This is a genomic window from Microlunatus sp. Gsoil 973 (assembly GCF_009707365.1).
Taxonomy (GTDB): domain Bacteria; phylum Actinomycetota; class Actinomycetes; order Propionibacteriales; family Propionibacteriaceae; genus Microlunatus.
The window spans coordinates 2306260-2324357 of sequence record NZ_CP046122.1; the positions used below are offsets into that span (position 1 = coordinate 2306260).

19 protein-coding genes and 1 tRNA gene are annotated in these 18098 nt (G+C 67.5%); 8 read left to right on the top strand and 12 right to left on the bottom strand.

Annotation, left to right across the window (positions count from 1 at the left end; all coding sequences use genetic code 11):
• Window positions 1-68: 68 nt before the first annotated feature.
• On the bottom strand, window positions 69-791 hold the full coding sequence (locus GJV80_RS10770) for a VIT family protein (RefSeq protein WP_154687893.1): 723 nt from the start codon (window positions 789-791) through the stop codon (window positions 69-71).
• Window positions 792-943: 152 nt separating this feature from the next.
• Between GJV80_RS10770 and GJV80_RS10775 the strand changes: the two genes are divergently transcribed.
• A tRNA-Leu gene (locus GJV80_RS10775) sits at window positions 944-1029 on the top strand.
• A gap of 24 nt (window positions 1030-1053) precedes the next feature.
• Here GJV80_RS10775 and GJV80_RS10780 read toward each other — a convergent pair.
• Complete coding sequence (locus tag GJV80_RS10780) at window positions 1054-1365, bottom strand: hypothetical protein (protein WP_154687894.1); 312 nt, start codon at window positions 1363-1365, stop codon at window positions 1054-1056.
• 140 nt (window positions 1366-1505) lie between these two features.
• Here GJV80_RS10780 and GJV80_RS10785 point away from each other — a divergent pair, with 140 nt between their 5' ends.
• Window positions 1506-2171, top strand: coding sequence for a response regulator transcription factor (locus tag GJV80_RS10785; RefSeq protein ID WP_230208345.1), 666 nt, complete (start codon window positions 1506-1508; stop codon window positions 2169-2171).
• Window positions 2172-2336: 165 nt separating this feature from the next.
• On the top strand, window positions 2337-5081 hold the full coding sequence (locus GJV80_RS10790; protein ID WP_230208346.1) for a LuxR family transcriptional regulator: 2745 nt from the start codon (window positions 2337-2339) through the stop codon (window positions 5079-5081).
• A gap of 22 nt (window positions 5082-5103) precedes the next feature.
• On the opposite strand, the gene GJV80_RS10795 is transcribed toward GJV80_RS10790, so the two are convergent.
• Window positions 5104-5889 (bottom strand): isocitrate lyase/phosphoenolpyruvate mutase family protein, encoded by a 786-nt coding sequence (locus tag GJV80_RS10795; RefSeq protein ID WP_154687895.1) that lies wholly within the window; start codon window positions 5887-5889, stop codon window positions 5104-5106.
• A gap of 46 nt (window positions 5890-5935) precedes the next feature.
• On the bottom strand, window positions 5936-7183 hold the full coding sequence (locus GJV80_RS10800; RefSeq protein ID WP_154687896.1) for a GAF domain-containing sensor histidine kinase: 1248 nt from the start codon (window positions 7181-7183) through the stop codon (window positions 5936-5938).
• 198 nt (window positions 7184-7381) lie between these two features.
• Here GJV80_RS10800 and ykgO point away from each other — a divergent pair, with 198 nt between their 5' ends.
• Complete coding sequence (ykgO, locus tag GJV80_RS10805) at window positions 7382-7504, top strand: type B 50S ribosomal protein L36 (RefSeq protein ID WP_154687897.1); 123 nt, start codon at window positions 7382-7384, stop codon at window positions 7502-7504.
• Window positions 7505-7559: 55 nt separating this feature from the next.
• On the opposite strand, the gene GJV80_RS10810 is transcribed toward ykgO, so the two are convergent.
• Both GJV80_RS10810 and GJV80_RS10815 read right to left on the bottom strand, forming a co-directional pair.
• On the bottom strand, window positions 7560-8246 hold the full coding sequence (locus tag GJV80_RS10810) for a sigma-70 family RNA polymerase sigma factor (protein ID WP_195909287.1): 687 nt from the start codon (window positions 8244-8246) through the stop codon (window positions 7560-7562).
• A 70-nt stretch (window positions 8247-8316) separates the two neighbouring features.
• On the bottom strand, window positions 8317-9348 hold the full coding sequence (locus tag GJV80_RS10815) for a transposase (protein ID WP_195909288.1): 1032 nt from the start codon (window positions 9346-9348) through the stop codon (window positions 8317-8319).
• A gap of 181 nt (window positions 9349-9529) precedes the next feature.
• Here GJV80_RS10815 and GJV80_RS10820 point away from each other — a divergent pair, with 181 nt between their 5' ends.
• Window positions 9530-9892: a response regulator gene (locus GJV80_RS10820; protein WP_154687900.1), complete on the top strand. Its 363-nt coding sequence runs from the start codon at window positions 9530-9532 to the stop codon at window positions 9890-9892.
• Between the two features lie 88 nt (window positions 9893-9980).
• Here GJV80_RS10820 and nhaA read toward each other — a convergent pair whose 3' ends face one another.
• The 3 genes from nhaA to GJV80_RS10835 form a co-directional block, all read right to left on the bottom strand.
• Window positions 9981-11834 (bottom strand): Na+/H+ antiporter NhaA, encoded by a 1854-nt coding sequence (gene nhaA, locus GJV80_RS10825; protein ID WP_154687901.1) that lies wholly within the window; start codon window positions 11832-11834, stop codon window positions 9981-9983.
• Window positions 11831-13303: an MFS transporter gene (locus GJV80_RS10830; RefSeq protein ID WP_154687902.1), complete on the bottom strand. Its 1473-nt coding sequence runs from the start codon at window positions 13301-13303 to the stop codon at window positions 11831-11833. Before GJV80_RS10830 ends, nhaA begins: the two co-directional genes overlap by 4 nt.
• A 137-nt stretch (window positions 13304-13440) precedes the next feature.
• Window positions 13441-13959 carry a Dps family protein gene (locus GJV80_RS10835; protein ID WP_230208347.1) on the bottom strand — a complete coding sequence of 173 codons (519 nt, stop codon included), beginning with the start codon at window positions 13957-13959 and terminating at the stop codon, window positions 13441-13443.
• Window positions 13960-14245: 286 nt separating this feature from the next.
• On the opposite strand from GJV80_RS10835, the gene GJV80_RS10840 reads away from it, so the two are divergent.
• Both GJV80_RS10840 and GJV80_RS10845 read left to right on the top strand, forming a co-directional pair.
• A complete protein-coding gene (locus GJV80_RS10840; RefSeq protein ID WP_154687903.1) occupies window positions 14246-14830 on the top strand; it encodes a GNAT family N-acetyltransferase in 585 nt (194 codons plus the stop codon).
• A 106-nt stretch (window positions 14831-14936) separates the two neighbouring features.
• Complete coding sequence (locus GJV80_RS10845; protein WP_154687904.1) at window positions 14937-15581, top strand: TetR/AcrR family transcriptional regulator; 645 nt, start codon at window positions 14937-14939, stop codon at window positions 15579-15581.
• A 21-nt stretch (window positions 15582-15602) separates the two neighbouring features.
• On the opposite strand, the gene GJV80_RS10850 is transcribed toward GJV80_RS10845, so the two are convergent.
• Together GJV80_RS10850 and GJV80_RS10855 are read right to left on the bottom strand one after the other, a co-directional pair.
• Window positions 15603-16217: a GNAT family N-acetyltransferase gene (locus tag GJV80_RS10850; protein ID WP_154687905.1), complete on the bottom strand. Its 615-nt coding sequence runs from the start codon at window positions 16215-16217 to the stop codon at window positions 15603-15605.
• A gap of 147 nt (window positions 16218-16364) precedes the next feature.
• Window positions 16365-16985, bottom strand: a complete 621-nt coding sequence (locus GJV80_RS10855; protein WP_195909289.1) for an RNA polymerase sigma factor — start codon at window positions 16983-16985, stop codon at window positions 16365-16367.
• A 274-nt stretch (window positions 16986-17259) separates the two neighbouring features.
• Between GJV80_RS10855 and GJV80_RS10860 the strand changes: the two genes are divergently transcribed.
• Window positions 17260-17736, top strand: coding sequence for a DUF5709 domain-containing protein (locus tag GJV80_RS10860; RefSeq protein ID WP_154687907.1), 477 nt, complete (start codon window positions 17260-17262; stop codon window positions 17734-17736).
• Window positions 17737-17764: 28 nt separating this feature from the next.
• Here the strand turns inward: GJV80_RS10860 and GJV80_RS10865 are convergent, their stop codons facing one another.
• Complete coding sequence (locus GJV80_RS10865) at window positions 17765-18097, bottom strand: DUF427 domain-containing protein (RefSeq protein ID WP_154687908.1); 333 nt, start codon at window positions 18095-18097, stop codon at window positions 17765-17767.
• Window position 18098: the final 1 nt, after the last annotated feature.

Below are 18098 nucleotides of genomic sequence, written 5' to 3' on the forward strand. Positions count from 1 at the left end.
CGATCGGCGCGGTTGTCCCCACGGGTTGGCGGGCGCCGTGCTGACGCCGGTATTGATCGGCGTGCCGGTCAGAGGGTGCCGGCGAACCGCCCGATGACGTAGGTGATCACCATTGCGGCGGCGCCACCGATGACGTTGCGGAGCACCGCGCGGAGCGCCGGTGCCTTGCCCAGCCGGGCGCTGACGAATCCGGTGATCATCAGGGCGATCATGACCGCAACGAAGGTCAGCGGAATGCGTACGGCCTCCGGGGTGAGAAGGATCATCAACAACGGAAGAAGGGCGCCGACCGTGAACGACAGCGCCGAGGCGAATGCGGCTGACCACGGGTTTGTCAGGTCGTCCTCGTCCAGGTGCAGTTCGGCGTCCAGATGCGCCGCCAGGACGTCGTGCTCGGTGAGCTCCTCGGCCACCTGACGGGCCAGCGGCTCGGACAAACCTTTCTCCCGATAGATCTCGACGAGCTCCTCGAGTTCGGCCTCGGGCATGGTGGCCAACTCGTGCTTCTCCTGCGCGATGAGTGCCCGCTCGGTATCCCGCTGCGTGCTCACCGACACGTACTCGCCGGCGGCCATCGACAATGCTCCGGCCACCAGGCCGGCGAGGCCGGCCAGTCCGATCGCATTCCGGCTCACCGCAGCACCGGCGACACCGATGACGATGCCTGCCGTCGAGACGATGCCGTCGTTGGCGCCGAGAACTCCGGCGCGCAGCCAGTTCAGTCTCTGGCCGATTCCTCCGTGCGGCTCCGCGGCCACGACCTCGGCGGGTCCTGTCGCCATCTCCGTCATGGGAGAAAGATTAGTAGGTTTTCTGGAACTGTTCCAGATAAGTTAGCCTTGCCTAACCCGATCGCACCGGATCACCGGTGATCGGGGCTCCGCTTTGGCGGCGGCTGCTCTGGTTGGCTATAGTTCATGCGCCGCTCAGGGCGGCGACCCGGGTCCGGGTGGCGGAATAGGTAGACGCGCTAGCTTGAGGTGCTAGTGCCCTTTACAGGGCTTGGGGGTTCAAGTCCCCCCTCGGACACACGGTGATGAGTCGGGACATCGTTCACAGGTACGGAGAGTTCGGCCGGCGGCCGAGCTCTTCTGCTTGATACGCCAGTCGCGGCGGCCGGGTTCGGCGGCGTCGGTTCTTCTGCCCGGGGACCCGACACGGGACACTCAGCGCCTTGGGTGAGTGCGGATAGGGATGATCGTCGACCTCGGCATCGTGGCGGCACTGGAAGTCCGTGTACGGCGGCGGCATGACGTTCATTGCGGGCCAACTCCGCGGGTCGGTCAGCAACAGCCGACGGCCGGTCTGTTCTGTTCTCATGATCATGAACCCTCGGTCCTCGTCGTTGCGGCTTGTGATGCTCACTCTTCCGCCGCGCCGAGGCCTCGGGAATCAGGTACACCGGAGACCTGGTCGGGGGTCGAACAGACCACCGGGACGGGGCCGGCCGCACCCCGGCCTCCGGTCAACCCGACCCGCCGAGTGACGGATGTTAGGTTGCCAGGGTGGCGGATCGGACTCGCGTGATCGTCGCGGAGGACGATGTCCTGCTGCGGGAAGGAATCGTCCGGCTGCTCGCTGAGGCCGGCTTCGACGTGGTGGCGCAGACCGGTGATGCCAAGGACTTCCTGGGCAAGGCTCTTGCCTATCGACCGGATGTCGCGGTGGTGGACATCCAGATGCCACCCGGCAGAGGTGAGGATGGTCTGCTCGCTGCCATCGAACTGCGTCGACGCCAACCCCGGACCGGCGTCCTCGTGCTGTCCCAGTACTACGAAGATCAATTCGCGGTCGATCTGATCGGCGAGAGCGCAGAGGGCGTCGGGTATCTGCTCAAGGAGCGGGTCGGCGATGTCGATGCGTTCACCGACGCGGTCGCGCGGGTGGCCGCCGGTGGCAGTGCGCTCGATCCCGAGGTCGTCGGCAGGATGCTCGGCAAGAGGCGCCGTGGCGGCCCGTTGGACGACCTGAGCCCGCGCGAGCGCGAGGTGCTGGCCCAACTGGCTGAAGGCAAGTCGAACCAAGGTATCGCGGCGGCGCTCGTCGTCACCACGGCCGCCGTCGAGAAGCACGTGACCAGCATCTTCTCCAAGCTCGGCATCGACCCCGGGCCGACCAGTCACCGCCGGGTCCTGGCCGCACTCGCCTATCTGCGCGAGTCCCAGCACTGAACCAGACGACAGACGCCGGAACGGCTACCCGAATGATCATGTCACGGCCGGTCCGGGTCCGAGCGTGCTGAACGCCGCGGGACTGGCCGCAGCCGGGCGGACGTGGGACCCTTTCCGCGTGACCTGGCGCCCTGTCGCAATCCGATCCACCGGTCGGAGCCGCACGTGAATCTGCTCGGGCGGGCAAGCGAACTCGCCGTGCTGGACGGCGTTCTCAGTGACGTACGCCGTGGCGAAAGCCGATTGTTGGTGCTGCGCGGCGAAGCCGGAATCGGCAAGACCACACTGCTGACCCAGCTGGTCCGTACGGCCCCGGAGATGTCCGTCGTGCGAGCCGTGGGGATGGAATCGGAGATGGAGCTGGCATTCGCCAGCCTGCACCAGTTGTGTGCGCCCATGCTCCACCTGCTCCCCCGACTGGCGGCACCTCAGCGGCAGGCGCTGGAGATCGTGTTCGGTCTCAGCGAAGGCGCCTCCCCTGATCGGTTTTTGGTCGGCCTGGCGACGCTGAGTCTGCTGTCGGAGGCGGCCGAGGAGCGGCCGCTGCTCTGTGTGATCGATGACGCACAGTGGCTGGACAAGGCGTCGGCACTCTCGTTGACCTTCGTCGCCCGTCGGCTGATGGCCGAACCGATCGGAATGGTGTTCGCCACCCGCGCGCCGGTCCCCGAGTTGGCCCACCTGCCCGAACTCGAAGTGAGAGGCCTGCGGCAGGCCGACGCCCGGACACTGCTGTCCTCGACAGTGCGTTTCCCGCTGGATGCCCAGGTCCGGGACCGGATCATCGCAGAAACCCGCGGCAACCCGTTGGCACTGCTCGAACTGCCTCAAGGTTTGACAGCGACCCAGCTGGCGGGCGGCTTCGGACCGCTCGGCACACAGGATCTCTCCGCACACATCCAGGAGAGCTTCCTCCGGCAACTGCGGCCACTCAGCGATCAGGGGCGGCGGCTGTTGCTGCTCGCCTCAGCCGAACCCCTCGGCGATCCGCTGCTGCTGTGGTACGCCGCCCAGCGACTCGGCATCGCGCCGGCCGCCACCGAGGAGGTCGAAGCTCAGGGCCTGCTGACGGTCGGCGACCGCGTCCGCTTCCGCCACCCCCTGCTCCGTTCGGCGGTGTACCAGTCCGCACCCCTCACCGAACGCCGGTCCGCTCATCGCGCGCTCGCCGACGCGACCGATCCGGGCGTCGATCCCGACCGGCGGGCCTGGCATCGCGCCCAGGCGACCGTCGGCGTCGACGAGACGGTCGCCGACGAGCTCGAGCACTCGGCCGGCCGGGCGCGGTCTCGTGGTGGCGCGGCGGCCGCGGCGGCGTTCCTCACCCGGTCGGCCGAACTGACGCCGGACGCGGCGGAACGCGGGCGGCGGACGATAGCGGCCGCGCAGGCGACGTTCGATGCCGGCCAATCGGAGGAGGCACTCGCGCTGCTGGCTACTGCCGAACTGGCCCCGCTGGACAACCTGCAACGCGCCCGGCTGGAGCGGCTGCGTGCCGGAATCACCTTCGTCTCCACCCGAGGCCGGGAGGCTCCCGCCCTGTTGCTCGACGCCGCCAGACGCCTGCGCCCGCTCGCCCCGTCCATGGCCAGAGAGACCCATCTGGAGGCGATGGCGGCGGCCATGTTCGCCGGTCGGCTCGGTCACAGCCACAGCATCCGCGAGACCGGCGAGGCTGCCCTGCTCGCGCCGTCGGCGCCGCAGCCGGCCCGGGCGACCGACCTGCTGCTGGACGGCCTGGCGACGAGGTTCACCGCGGGCTACGTGGCGGGCGTCCCCGGGATCCGGAGTGCGCTGGAGGCGTTCGGCAACCCGGGAACACTGAGCACGGGTGATGCGCGCTGGCTCTGGTTGGCGTGTCGCCTGGCCCAGGATCTGTGGGACGACGGCCTCTGGCGTGTGCTGGCAGACAGCGGCGTACGGATGGCGCGGCAGACCGGCGCGGTCAGCATGCTGCCGATCGCTCTGACCTATCGGGCGGCCCTGCATGTCCACGAGGGTGCCTTCGGGCCGGCCGCCGCCTTGTTGGAGGAGGTCGACGCGATCACTGCTGCGACGGAGGCCGCGCCCGTCAAGTACGGGACGATGGTGCTGGCGGCGTGGAGCGGCGACGAGGCCGCCGCCGGCAAGGTCATCGACGAGGTGATGCCCGACGTTGCCGCGCGAGGGGAAGGCATGGCGGTCGGCATCCAGGACTGGACGTACGCCGTCCTGCACAACGCCAACGGCCGGTACGCCGACGCGCTCGCTGCCGCACAGCGCGGTTGCGAGCACGACGATGTCGGGCTCTACGCCTGGTCGCTGGTGGAGCTTGTCGAGGCGGGTGCCCGCTGCGACGCGACGGCAGTCAGTGCGGCCGCGCTCGATCGCCTGATCGAACGTGCCCGGGCCAGCGGCACCGAGTGGGCGCTCGGCGTCGAAGCCTGTTCCCGGGCACTGCTCAGTGGCCCACAGCAGGCGGAACCGCTCTACCGCGAGGCGATCGCGCGGCTCGACCGCAGCCGCGGCGCGGTCCACGCGACCCGGGCACGCCTCCTGTACGGCGAGTGGCTGCGTCGCCAGAACCGACGCGTGGACGCCCGCGAGCAACTGCGCGACGCCTACCAACGGTTCACCCGGATGGGGGCCAAGGCGTTCTCCGATCGCGCCCGCGGCGAGTTGCTCGCCACCGGCGAGACGGTCCGCAAGCGGCGGCCGGACACGCGTGATGAGCTCACGCCGCAGGAGAAGCAGATCGCGCGACTGGCTCGTCAAGGGTTCTCCAACCCGGACATCGGCGCGCGGCTCTTCCTGAGCCCGCGCACCGTCGAATGGCATCTGGCCAAGGTGTACGCCAAGCTCAGGATCCGCTCCCGCCACGAGTTGTCCGCGGCGCTGCCGAACACCGGGCCGGAGCTCGCGCAGGCTTGACCCGGGCGATGTCGCATGCCGCTCAGGACTGAAGCGAGGCGAGCCGTTCCTCGAAATGCGCCATGGCCTCCAGGTACAGCACATGTCCCCAGCTCACCCTGGCCACGCCGATCTCCGCCAACTCCGCCAGAGTCGCCGTGCCCGCGCCGTACATGATGTTGACCGCGCCGGGAAACTCCGCGGTGAACCGGTGCAGTGCGTCGGTCTCGGACAGCAGGATCGGATAGACACAGTCCGCGCCGGCCTCGGCATAGGCATTCGCACGCAGCAGCGCCTCGGAAACCAGCTCCGATTGACTGCCGGGGTCAGCTCCGGCGATGTAAGGACCGAGGAAGACGTCGATCCGGGCGTTGATCACCAACGGGTAGCCCTGCGAGAACGCCGCGTCCCGAACGGCCCTGAGCCATTCGGCCTGTCGGCCGGGATCGCGGAGAACGCCGGCGGCATGGTCGGTGTCCTCCAGGTTGCAGCCCGCGGCTCCCGCCGCGCGCAGCGCGGCCACGAACTCAGCGGGTGGCATCCGGTAGCCCGCCTCGGCGTCGACCGTCACCGGCACGTCCACCTGCCTGGCGATCCGCCCTGCCGCGGCGAGCATCTCCTCGCCCGGGGCGCCCTCGTCGTCGGCGTAACCGAGGCTGCCCGCGACGCCCCAACTGGTTGTCGCCACCACGGGATACCCGGCTGCGACGACCGCTCGTGCCGTCGCAACGTCCCAGGCGTTCGGTAGCAGAAGTGGGTCACCTCGGCGATGCAGCGAACGGAGCAGCTCGCACCGGCTCGAAAGGTCGGTTGCTTGCGCAGACGGCACGTCAGGAACCCTACGCCGCAGGCCTCCGGTCCGCGAGGGGCCGCGGTCACCGTTTCGACACCGGGACCCGCACAGTCACCGTGGTTCCACGTCCCTTCGGACTGTCGATCCGAAGTCGCCCGCCGAGAGCGTCGACGCGGTCGGAGACTCCCATCAGACCGTGGCCGGCCGGGTCCGCGCCGCCCACTCCGTCATCGCTCACCCGCACGGTCAGGAAGCCGTCGCCCGATGAGGTGGCCGACCCAGGTGGCACGGTTGACCCAGGCGGCACGGTTGTCACGGTCGAAACGGTGACCGTCGCCCGGGTCGCCTGCGCGTGCTTGACGACATTGGTCAGCGCCTCGGCGATGATGAAGTACGCACTCGCCTCGATCCGCCCCGGGAGCCGCCCGGGCAGCACATCGACCTCGACCGGGACATCCAGACGTGACACCAACGCGTCCACACCCGCGCGCAGGCCACGGTGGCTCAGCACCGCGGGCAGGATTCCGTGTGCCAGCTCGCGCACCTCGGCCGTCGCACGCTCCGCGTTCCACAGCGCCTCGGCGAGGTAGGCCGACAGGTCGGTCCGGCCCTCGTCGAGAGCCCGCTGCGCGAGCTTCAAGGTCACGATGGTGTGCACCAGGCGCTGCTGCGCTCCATCGTGCAGATCCCTCACGACCTGCCTGCGCGCCTGGTCGGCGGCTGCCAGCACGCGGTCGCGCGATGCCGCGAGTTGGGCACGGCTGTCGGCGTTCGCGATCGCCGTGGCCATCAACTCGGTGAACGGGCCGATGCGTGACTCGGTGTCGGGCGGCAGCGGGTCGTGATCGACGCTGGCGGCGACCATCGCACCCCACACTCTCCCCTCGACGACGATGGGCGTGGCGATCGCAGCCCTTACACCGGCCGCGCGCATCCGATCGGCGATCGGGCCGCTGGCTTGCTCGTAGTCGTCGAGGCGTACGGCGTGTCCGGTGCGCTGGACCAGAGTTGTGGGGTTCATGCCTCCCAGCCGTAGCCGGGTTCCGATGGGGACCGATGTCGCGACCGCACCCCAGTCGGCCACAACACTCGCCGTCCGGTCGTCCTCGTAGCGGACCATCGCCGTCGAGGACGCCGCGAGCACCCGGCCGACCTCCTCGGCGATCAGGGCAAGCACCTGCGTGTGGGGTGTCTGTTTCGCGACGAGAGTGGCGACACGGCGCAACGACTGCTGCTCCTGACCGAAACGCCGGCTCTCCGGTGATGCGACCGCCTCCCGTGTCAGCACGCGATCGTCCGGGTGCACGAACTCGATCCATCGGGTGCTCATCTCGTACTCCAGACCGTCGGTATGGCTGTACGGTCTCGCGCACGGAGGGTCGATCGCGCCCGTGAGTCACTGGTCATTCCTCCCGGGCCGTACCGGCCCCTACCGGACCGGTCGGACGTCGGAACGCCGTCCCTCGGAATATCTGCTCGGTCACGTCGGTTGTCACCTCCGAGATTTGCGGTGACCAAGGAGGTCCCAGTGAAGGTTCGCAATTCGGTCCGTGCGTTGAAGCGTCGCCCGGGAGCGCAGATGGTCCGGCGTCGCGGCCGGGTTTTCGTGATCAACAGGCGTGATCCGCGGTTCAAGGCCCGACAGGGCTGACGCGGGGACGAGAGGGGCCGACGGCACAACCGTCGGCCCCTCTTCATTTCCAGGGCTACCTGAGGGCGCTACCGGTCCCGGAAGCGTTGCGATGGTGCGAGGCGGACCGGCGATGGCCGGTCGCAGCAGAAACCTCGATGAATCCTTCGGCGCACAATGCGCGCCTGACCTTCTGCCGCGCATCGAACAGCACCTTGTAGATCGCGTTGCGGTTCGAGCCCAGGCGTAAGGCAAGATCCTCGGCCGACGTCTCCTCCACCGTCGAGGCGACCAGCACCTCCCGCTGGTACGGGGTCAACTCCTCAGCGACGATTCGCCGGACGACCGACTGCAACTCGCGAGCGTCGAAATTGGCCTCCGGTTCGTCACCGACCCGGGCCGGAAGATCCATGCAGTCCTCCGCCTGCAGCGCTGCGATGCGCCTGTGCCAGGGATGTCTTCGGATTTTCGAGCCGACGATCAGCGCGGCGAATCGATAGGCCCACGTCGTGAATCGGCAGTCTCCGCGGAACGTTCCGACCTTGTCGACGATTGTGATCACGGCGTCGGACGCTGCCTGGTGGGCGAGGTCATCCAGCTCTGGGCCGTTCAGGGAGAGGTGGGCGCTGCGCCATCGTGCCTCGGTCCGGGCGGCCCGGAGCATGAAGTCGAAGAGCTCCCGGCGCGTCCGGTCCCCCACCGCGTCATTGCGGGACAGGCCGGCGACCCAGGCGGCGTTCTGCGCGGCGATCTCCGCCGTCACCCGGCATCTGCCGGGAACAGCCCGTGCAGTTGGAACGGATGAAGCTAGGGTCAGCAGCCCTGCAGCGGCCTCACCCATGGCGTTCCCCGTTCGGGCTGGGGTCCGGGCAGGTACTGATTCCCGTCGGTCGGTGGCGGTGCGGACTGTGCAGACCGGGGATCAGCCGGGCGGCGTTGATCGCCGGCCAGTGGTATTCGGTGGACCTGAGCAGTTTCTGGGCCATCGCGACCCCGACGTTTCGCGACCCGTCCCTCCGGCTGCTCGGATCGCGGAAGCGGACCGGGCCGAAGATCGACTCGATCGGTTTCGTCGTGCGCAGGTGGATCGCGTGCTGCGCCGGGAAGTCATGGAACGCCAGCAGCGCAGCAAGATCATCGGTGATCTTCGCCGCGGCGGCCGGCCAGTCTGTCCCGAAGCGGTTGCTGAACGACCGGACTGCGCGACGGGCACTGCGGCGGTCCGGAGCCTGGTGGATCTCCGCCAACGACCGGCCGGCATCGGCCCGAAGGTTCGGGGGTAACACAGCGAGTACGTCCCTCGACCGGTGGAACCAGCAGCGCTGCTCGGTGGTTCCTGGAAACAGCTGCCTGGCGGCCGCCCAGAACCCCAGCGACGCGGCGCCGACTGCGAGTGCCGGCGCGGTCATTCCGCGTTGACGGCAGTTCCGCAGCAGGTCGGCCCACGCCCGGGGCGAGTCGGACGGTCCGTCCGCCAGGCCGATCAGCTCCCGGCAGCCGTCGGATCGGACGCCGATCATGATCAACAGGCAGGTCTCGTCCTGCTCGAGCCGGACCGCGGGACGGATCGCGTCGACCCAGACATACGGGTGATCGGGATCGAAGAGGTGCTGACTCCGGAACGCGCATGCTTCGTCCTCCCACTGCGCGATGAGCCCGGCGATCATGGTCGTGGACAGTCCGAGATCAGCACCCAGCCGCCGGGGCAACGCCGACACGAAACTGCTCGGCGGCATCCCGGACAGATACAACAACGGCAACACCTCGCCCAGCTGCGGTGATCTGCGGAGTCGCGCCGGCATCACGCCGGCATTCTCACCGTGCTGAGCGTGCTGCCTTCCCGTGCGTTCTGCCGTAACGGTCATCAGCCGGTACCCCTCTCGCTGCGCTGCTCTGCGGCAACTGTGTCGGCAGCACCGCGTCGCGGGAATCGCCTGCACCGGAGTCTTCGTTCGGATGGGGCGGACGGTGCGGGTAGGGGCGGCCCGATCACCATGTCGGGTCAGCCCTACCCCATCACCGCGCCGGTGATGGGACGATCGGGCCGTGGCCCTGACCGTTCTGGTCGTTGATGACGATGCCGCCTTCCGCGCGTTGGCCGCACGGCTCCTCGAGCAGTTGGGTGTTGCGGAGATCGTCACGGCGACCGACGCGGCTTCAGCGAGCATCCAGGCAGCAGCGAGACGACCTCAGGCGATGTTCGTGGATGTCGAACTGCCGGATCGGGACGGCGTCGACCTCGCCGAGGAGTTCGTCACGCTCCCGTGGTCACCGCGGGTGATGTTGATCTCCATCGACAGCGACGCGTCGAATGCGATCAGGGACAACACTCATGAAGGACGGCTGTCGTTCGTCCCCAAGGAGGAGCTGGCCAACGGCGTGTTGAACAGCTTCTTGTTCGGACCGTGAGTCGGATCCCGGTGTGCTGAATGACAGTCACGGTGACCATGCCGGTGACCATGCCGGTGACCATGCCGGTTTCAGGGCAGTGACACTGTCAGCCGGTCACGTCGGCCTGCCGGTCCCGGGTCGATTCCAGCGCCCTGATCAGGGTTCGTGAGTCGTACGGGCCGACATGCCGGCGGCCGTTCACGAAGAACGTCGGCGTCGAGTGAAGGTCCATGAGTTCGGCATCCAGCCGGTCGTCCCGGATGTGGGCAAGGACGTCCACGGATTCGAAATCATCGGCGAACCGGTCCAGATCCAGGCCGAGTTCCTCGGCGTACCCGATCAAATCCTCGTGCTCGAGCGACTGCTGGTGAGCGAACATCATCCGGAGCATCTCCAGGAACCTTCCTTGCCGCGCAGCTGCTTCGGCGGCTTGTGCGGCGATCTGGGCGTGGGGGTGCAGCTGATCAAGGGGCAGGTGGCGCCAGACCCAGCGGATGTTGTCGCCGAAGTGGCCGCGTACGGCATCGACCGAGCCCGTCGCACGGCTGCAGAAGGGGCATTCGAAGTCGCCGTACTCGACGATGGTGTACGGCGCATCGTTCCTGCCGAGGACATGATCACGGGCGGGATCGACCGGACGCGCCAGGATCGCTCCGACAACCACCGGAGGGCGGATCCGGTCGCCGAGCGCAAGTGCGCCCCAGCCGCAAAGGAATGCGATCACCGAGGCGGCCAGGACCGCGGTCCGAGCGATATCCTGGTTGGTCGGGTCCGCAATGGCGATCGGGACGAGGAACAGCGAGATCGTGAAGCCGATTCCCGACAGCGTTGCTCCGCCGGCGATGCGGGTCATGCCGAGACCCGGCGCCAGCCGTCCGGCTCCGAGCCCGCGCAACAGCGCGGTCGCACCGGTGATGCCGATGAACTTGCCGATGACCAGACCTGCGACGATCCCCCAGGCCACCGGTGATGCCACCGCTTGCAGCAACGTCCCGGCATCGACACGGACTCCGGCGTTGGCAAGTGCGAACAGCGGCAGGACCCCGTACGCGATGTACGGACGCCAGGTGGCCTCGAGTCGGGCGTTGATCGAAAGGGACCTGCGCATGCTGCGCGCCACCGCGGCCGCGTAGACCGGATTCGGTGACTCGCGGAACGCTTCGCTGAGCTCGGCAGAGCGCTCGACGTGTGAGCGGTTGGGCGAGAACGTCGGAATGACGAGCGCGACCGCAACCCCGGAGAGCGTCGGGTGGATACCGGCCTCCAGGACGAGTATCCACAGCACGGCACCGAGGATCGCGTAGCTCAGTCCTCGACCAGCTGGGAGAAACCGGACCAGAGACAGAAATGCGACGACAACGACCGCCGCCACCAGCGGCAGGACGGCGATGGCGGAGCTGTAGAACACCCCGATGACCAGCAGCGCACCGATGTCGTCCACAACCGCAAGGGTCAGCAGGAAGGTCCGCAGCCGGCCCGGATGGCTGGGCGCGATGAGCGCAAGCGCACCGAGCACGAACGCGGTGTCGGTCGAAATCACCACGCCCCAGCCGTGCACCTCGCCGGAGGATCGGTTGAGCAGCGCGTAGATGACGGCCGGCACCAACAGACCTGCTGCGGCAGCAGCGATCGGCAGCAGCGCCCTCGAGCGATCCGTCAGATCGCCGATGGTCAGCTCGTGCTTCACCTCCAGCCCGACAACGAAGAAGAAGAGCGTCATCAGCCCGTCGTTCAGGAACTGATGCACGGTGAAGCTCCAGCCTGATCCGCCGATGTCGATCGAGATCCCCAGCGACCACAGCTGCTGGTAGCTGCCACCCGGGAGGTTGGCCCACGTCACCGCAACCACCGTTGCCGCGAGCATGACGGCGGCGGCGAGCTGTTCACCGGGGCGGAGCCACCGCAGTCCGGGAGAGCTGGCGGCTGCCTCGGACGAGACCTCGGCCGGGCCCTGGCTCATCGTCCTGCCTCGTCACGGGTATATGGCGCCTGACATGCCTGGCTGACCGACGGCGGCGTATGCGGTCGGAACCGGATGCCGGAGCGGATCGTCAGGGCCGCCGTCAACCCGCCGAAGCCGCACAGCGCGGCGCAGATGATCATTGCCGTGACGAATCCCGACCCGAGCGGGCCGCCGGTCATCTCCAGCCCGGAGACGGCGGGAACCACCGCGACTGCCAACATCGACGCCAATCGGGAGATCGCGTTGTTGGTGCCCGAGGCAGCGCCGACGTGCTTCTCGTCGACGGCCAGCACCGCGCCAGTGAGTGGGGCAACGGTAACGGCCATCCCCAGACCGAAAACGACCACACCGGGAAACACGCCGGTGAGGTAGGAATGTCCCGGAACGGCCATGGTCAGCAGCGCGACGCCGATCGCCGTGATGATCGGTCCGACGGTCATCGGCAACCGGGGGCCGCTCCTTTGGGCCAGACTTCCCACGCGCCCGGACAGCAGCATCATGATCACGACTGAAGGCAGCGTGGAGAGCCCGGCCTCGACCGCCGAGTAGCCCATCGACAACTGCAACTGCACCGACAGCAGGAAGAACACCGCACCGAGCGCGCCGTACACGGCCAGCGTGGTCAGATTCGCCCCGGTGAACTGGATCGACCGGAAGAGCGTCAAGGGAAGCATCGGACTGGGATGCCGACGCTCAATCCCGACGAAGGTGGCAAGAGCGGCGACACCGACGACTCCGCAGGCGATCGGCACCAGGGTCCAGCCGTGGGCCGGGCCCTGGATCAGGGCGATCAGGATGCCGGACAGTCCGGCCGTGATCGTGATCGCCCCGGCCACGTCCGGGCGGCCGGTCGCGGACAGGTCGCGACTCTCGGGTACCGAATGCAGTGTCATGATCACGGCCGCCGCCGCGATGGGAAGGTTGATCAGGAAGACCAGTCGCCAGGAGCCGGCATCGACCAGCCAACCGCCGACGAACGGTCCGATCGCCGATGCTGCGCCGGTGAGCCCGGCCCAGGTGCCGATGGCTCGGCCCCGGTCGTCGGGATGGAAGGTCGCGTCGATCATCGCCAGGCTGCCCGGCACCAGCAGTGCCCCACCGACGCCTTGCAGAATGCGGGCGATGATCAACACCTGAGCGGTCGGCGCAAGCCCGCAGCCCAGGGATGCCATGCAGAAGATCACCAGCCCGATGAGATAGATCCGCCGGCGCCCGTAATGGTCACCGAGGGCGCCGCCGAACATCAGCAGCGCGCTGAGGGTCAGCCGATAACCGCCGAGCACCCATTGCAGGACGTCGAAGCCGCCACCAAGATCACGGCCGATGGCGGGCAACGCCACATTGACAACGGACTCGTCGAGGAAGGCGACACCGCTGCCGAGCACGGTCGCTGCGATCAGGCCGCGTCCGGCGGCCGACGCGTACCGGACGCGTGGCAGACCGGCCGGTTGTGTTGACTGGCTCATGGTGGTCGAGTCCGATCGATCGCCGGCCGCGGCTGAGGCGCTTGCCAGTCATCCTGATCCTGGACCGGGGCCCTTGTCCAGTTCTGCAATCGTCTCGACGGCGTCCAGCGGAACCCGGGTGCCCGGTGGTTCGGGCGTCAGGACTCCGGGCCCTGCACCGGTAGCGAAGCGCGGAGCATCCAGAGGTGCTTCTCCAATTCCTGGATGAGCGCGTGCAGCAGGTCGGTGGTCGCCGGGTCCTCGGCGTCGACCCGGTCGCGGACCTTTCTGGCCGTGGCGACGGCAGTGGCCACCCTGTCGGCAATCACTTCGGTGACCTGGGGCACTGGTGCCGATCCCGCAGGAAAGGCTGCCAGCCGCGATTGGCGGCAGACGGTGTCGCTCCGGCCGTCAGGTGAAGCGCCCAGGGCTCTCATCCGTTCGGCGACGGAATCGGTGTGATCCCGGGCGGTCCCGACGATCTCATCCAGATGCAGATGAAGTGCGCGAAAACCCGGTCCGATGACCGTCCAGTGAGCCTGCTTCGCCTGGATCTGGAGTTCGATGAGATCCACAAGGACGGCTTGTAGGTCCGCGGCCAGCCCGGTCGACGCCACGAACTGGACGACACGCCCATTGGACCGTCGGGTGTTCATCGGATCGGTGATCATCGTCATCGGTGCAACCTCGGTTCTGGTGAATGTTGTGCCCCCGCTGTATGTGCGAGCTTCAGCCGTTCGTGCCGGAGGCCTTCCCGCTCTTACCAGCGGTCTACCTCGCGTCCGTTCCCGGTCGGCGTACACCTTTCTGAGGAGACTGTCGGAAGCATCGGACGGGACTGCTTCGCCCACGGGTACCTTGCCCGGCCGCAATACGCGCAGCCGTCGTGAACGTCATCAGAGTCGAGTCCATTAGGGTGGCTGCACCGTGCGCGGCCCCTGTCGCACGGGGACGGAGAAGGTCATGACCGAGCTACCACACAGCTTCCAAGTGCAGGGACATGTCGTCGAGAGTCCGCGTCTGACGATCCGACCGTGGGAGCTTTCCGATGCCGAGGCGGCGTTGTCGATCTTCGGAGCCGAGGAGGTCACCCGGTGGTTGGCGCCCAGCGTTGCGCAGATCACCGACGAGGCCGCAATGCGTATCCAACTGGCATCGTGGATCGATGCGGCCGAGCCGCCGCCTGTCGGACATTGGGCGGTCCTGGATCGCGCCGAAGGGCGGTTGATCGGGTCGGGGCAGATCGTTCCGCTACCACCGGAGAATCGCGACCTGTTGGTCGGCTTCGAGATCGTTCCCGATCGGTGGGGCGCCGGCTTCGGTGCCGAGGTGGGGCACGCCCTGGCCCATTACGCGTTCGAGAACGGTCTGGACGAGATCTTCTCCGTCGTCCGGACGCGGAACGAGCGAGCGCAGGCGGTTGCCGAACGCATCGGAATGCAATGGGTCGGCGAGACGGACAAGTACTTCGGGTTACGGCTGCACGTCTATCGGTTGCGCCACAGTGATCTTGATCGGCCGGTCCTCGACACCGGCCCCATCGGGTGAGCGCCGACCGGACGACGGGTCGCCTTGCGACCCGGCGGCGGGCACCATGCCGTGACCCCGGGGTGATTCGACACTCTAGAACTGGACCATTCAGTACCATGGCGGTATGTCAGGCACAGTCGATGGTGAACAGACACGTCGCTTGACTGCGCGGGGCATCAGGACCAGAGCCCGGATCGTGTCCGCGGCAGCCGACCTGATGCGGGTCAAGGGTGTGGACGCGACAACGATGGATGACGTTCGTGCGGCGTCGGGCACCAGCAAGTCCCAGATCTATCACCACTTCCGGGACAAGAACGAACTGGTCATGGGCGTCATCGAGAACGTCGGCGATTTCATCATTCGCCGGGAGACCGACAGCCTGGGCCATGTCTCGACGTTGAACGGTCTGAGACGCTGGAGGGACGCTCTGGTCCAAGCCAATGACCTGCGTCACGGGGCGTACGGCTGCGCACTGGGCTCTTTGGCCGGCGATGTCGCTGATCATGACGAAGCAGCGCGGGCGGCATTGGCGCGGCTGTTCCGCGCCTGGTCGGACCTGATCGCCGATGCATTGACCCGGATGCAGGATCGCGGCGTGTTGAAGCCGGACGTCGACGCACATTACCTCGCCGACGGACTGCTGGCGTCCTTGCAGGGCGGCTATCTGCTCGCCCAGACCGCCGGAAGCGCAGCTCCCATGGGGCGGGCGTTGGACATGGCCCTGGACTACATCGCCATGCTGTCGCCGAACCGGGCCGACGGCCGGTGATGGCCACAGCGCTTCCGGTCTTCACCAGTCGTTCAACCCGACCGGGTTGTAACCGGCCTGGGTCGACACGCCAGGGAGATTCGAGTGAAGGTCGTCGCGGCCGAGTCGGTACAGACTCAGCTCGGCCCCACCGACTTCGGTCGACTCGCCGACGTGGGTCATGCCGATGCGTAGCGCCGTCGCCCTGCCCCGGTTATTCCGGGGATGGGTGGCGGCGAAGACCTCGTCCACGCCGTCGAGTTCGAAGACCTGGTGCGCCAATGCGTGGCCGACCTCGGAGGCGAAGCCTCGGCCCCAGCTCCCCCGCTGCAACTGCCACCCCATGAACAGCCGTCCAGGCCGTCCGAGTGGTAGCAACTCTGCTCCGCCGACGACGCGGCCGTCGTCGCGTCGCTCGATCGCCCAGCGCCCCTCGGGGAAGGGCCTGGAGTACGAATCACCGATCCACTCGACGAGGATCTTCTGCATGGCGTCGAGATCGGTGACGCGGTCGATGACCGGCACCAGCCACCGGGTGACGTCGGCGTCCCCGTAGATCTGGTACGCCTGTTCGGCATCGTCTGCCGACCAGGACCGAAGGACGAGTCGGGGGGTGCGGATCTGGTCCGGGTCGACCACGACGTGGTCCTCGGTCATCACACATCCCCCGGTCTTCGGTTCTCGGCCTGTCTGATGTCGCGAGGCGTCATCCCGCGAGTGGACATCTCCGTACGCTCCTTCTCCTCGTTCGACTTTCGGTTTCGGCACCGGAGGGTGTTCTTACCTCGGTCGCAGGACTGATCGTCACCGCGTGGGGCCGGCGAATCCTTCGGCCGACAACGCGAGCCGGACCTTGCGCCGTGCGTCGAACAGCACCTTGTAGATCGCGTTGCGGTTGGAGCCGAGTCGAGCCGCCAGATCATCGGCGGGCGTCTGGTCGATGACCGAGGCGATCAGCACTTCGCGCTGGTGCGGGGTCAGGTCCTTCATGACGACACGGTGGATGACGTCCCGCAACTCCTGTGCTTCGAAATCCACCTCGGGCTGGTCGCCGCACCAGGCCGGCGAGTCCAGCCAATCTTCAGCACGGAACGGCCGATTGCGTTTGTGCCAGGGATGTCTCCTGACCTTGGAGCCGACGATCAGCGCGGCGAATCGGTAGGCCCAGGTGGTGAACCGACAGTCGCCGCGGAACGTGTCGAGCTTCCTCACGATGGTGATCAGGGCGTCCGCCGCTGCCTGCTGGGCGATGTCGTCCAGCTCAGGTCCGGTGAGGACCACCTGAGAGCTCCTCCATCGTGCCTCGACGCTGGCAGCGCGAAGCAGGAAGTCGAACAGTCGCCGGCGCGCCTGATCGCCCGGAACGCCGCCGGAGGAGAGGTCACGGACCCACGCGGCGTTTTCGGCGGCGACCTCGGCAGGCACTCCGGGACGCTTCGCCGGCCGCCCGTCCTTTACCGCCACCCGGATAAACCTGCCGTGCAGTCATCAGCCATGCTTCGCAAGATACAACGGACTAAACAGTCCAATCAAAACTCGCCGTGACACCAACCAGTGCGGTCCAGTTGCTGGACGGTCCAGTCCATGTATAGTGTCCAGCAGCACCGGTAAGAAGCGCCGCGGGCAGAGCACCAACAGTGCGCTGTTGTTGACAGCCGGCCGTTCCCGGCCGGCAAGCCTGCTCAGGAGGGATCACGCAATGACCGACACCTACGGCGATCTCGGCTTCGGCGGAGACGATGAATACGTGCCCGGCCTGTTGGCGCCCGAGGAGAGTCTCGACGACGACGAACTCGCCGACGACGAGCTGGGCGATGACGTCGAGGGACCCGGATACTCGCCGGTCGATCGGCCGCTGGAAAGTCTTGGCTGGGGGGTGACGGCCTATGAAGCGCGGACCCACGAGCCGTTCGACCGACGGTTGGCACGGGAGGTGCCGGACTTCGGCTCGGAGGAGGACACCGACGGACTCGGCGACGCAACCGACACCGACGGCGAACTCATCGATGACCAGGTCGGGTATCTCCGCTCGGGACGACTCGTCTGGCAACCCCAGGACAGCGCCGACCCGTCATCGGATCTACTCGCCTCCGACGTCGGGATCGACGGTGCCGCGGCATCAGCCGAGGAGGCGGCGATCCACATCGTGCCGGATGAGATCGACGGGATCTTGTAGTTCCAAAAGACACCCGGGCGACCCGCGGTCACGCCTGTTCGGATGCCGGTTCCTGGACCCGCCCGACCAATACCTGGGCAGGATCGAATGCCACATAGGAGGCGAAGTCCTGCCCGACGAGCCGGACAGCGGACGATTTCGGATGCGGGTATGCCCAGGCCGCGTCATGGTGCGGGATGCCGTCGATGATCACGTCGTAGTACTGCGCTCTCCCCTTCCATGGGCAGACGTACAGGGTGTCGCTCTCCTTGAGCAGGTCGAGGTTCACCGCTGAGGGCGGGAAGTAGCTGTTGCCCTCGATGCAGATCACCTCGTCTGCATAGGCGACGGCGACTTCAGTTTCCCTGATCGTGCTTTTCATG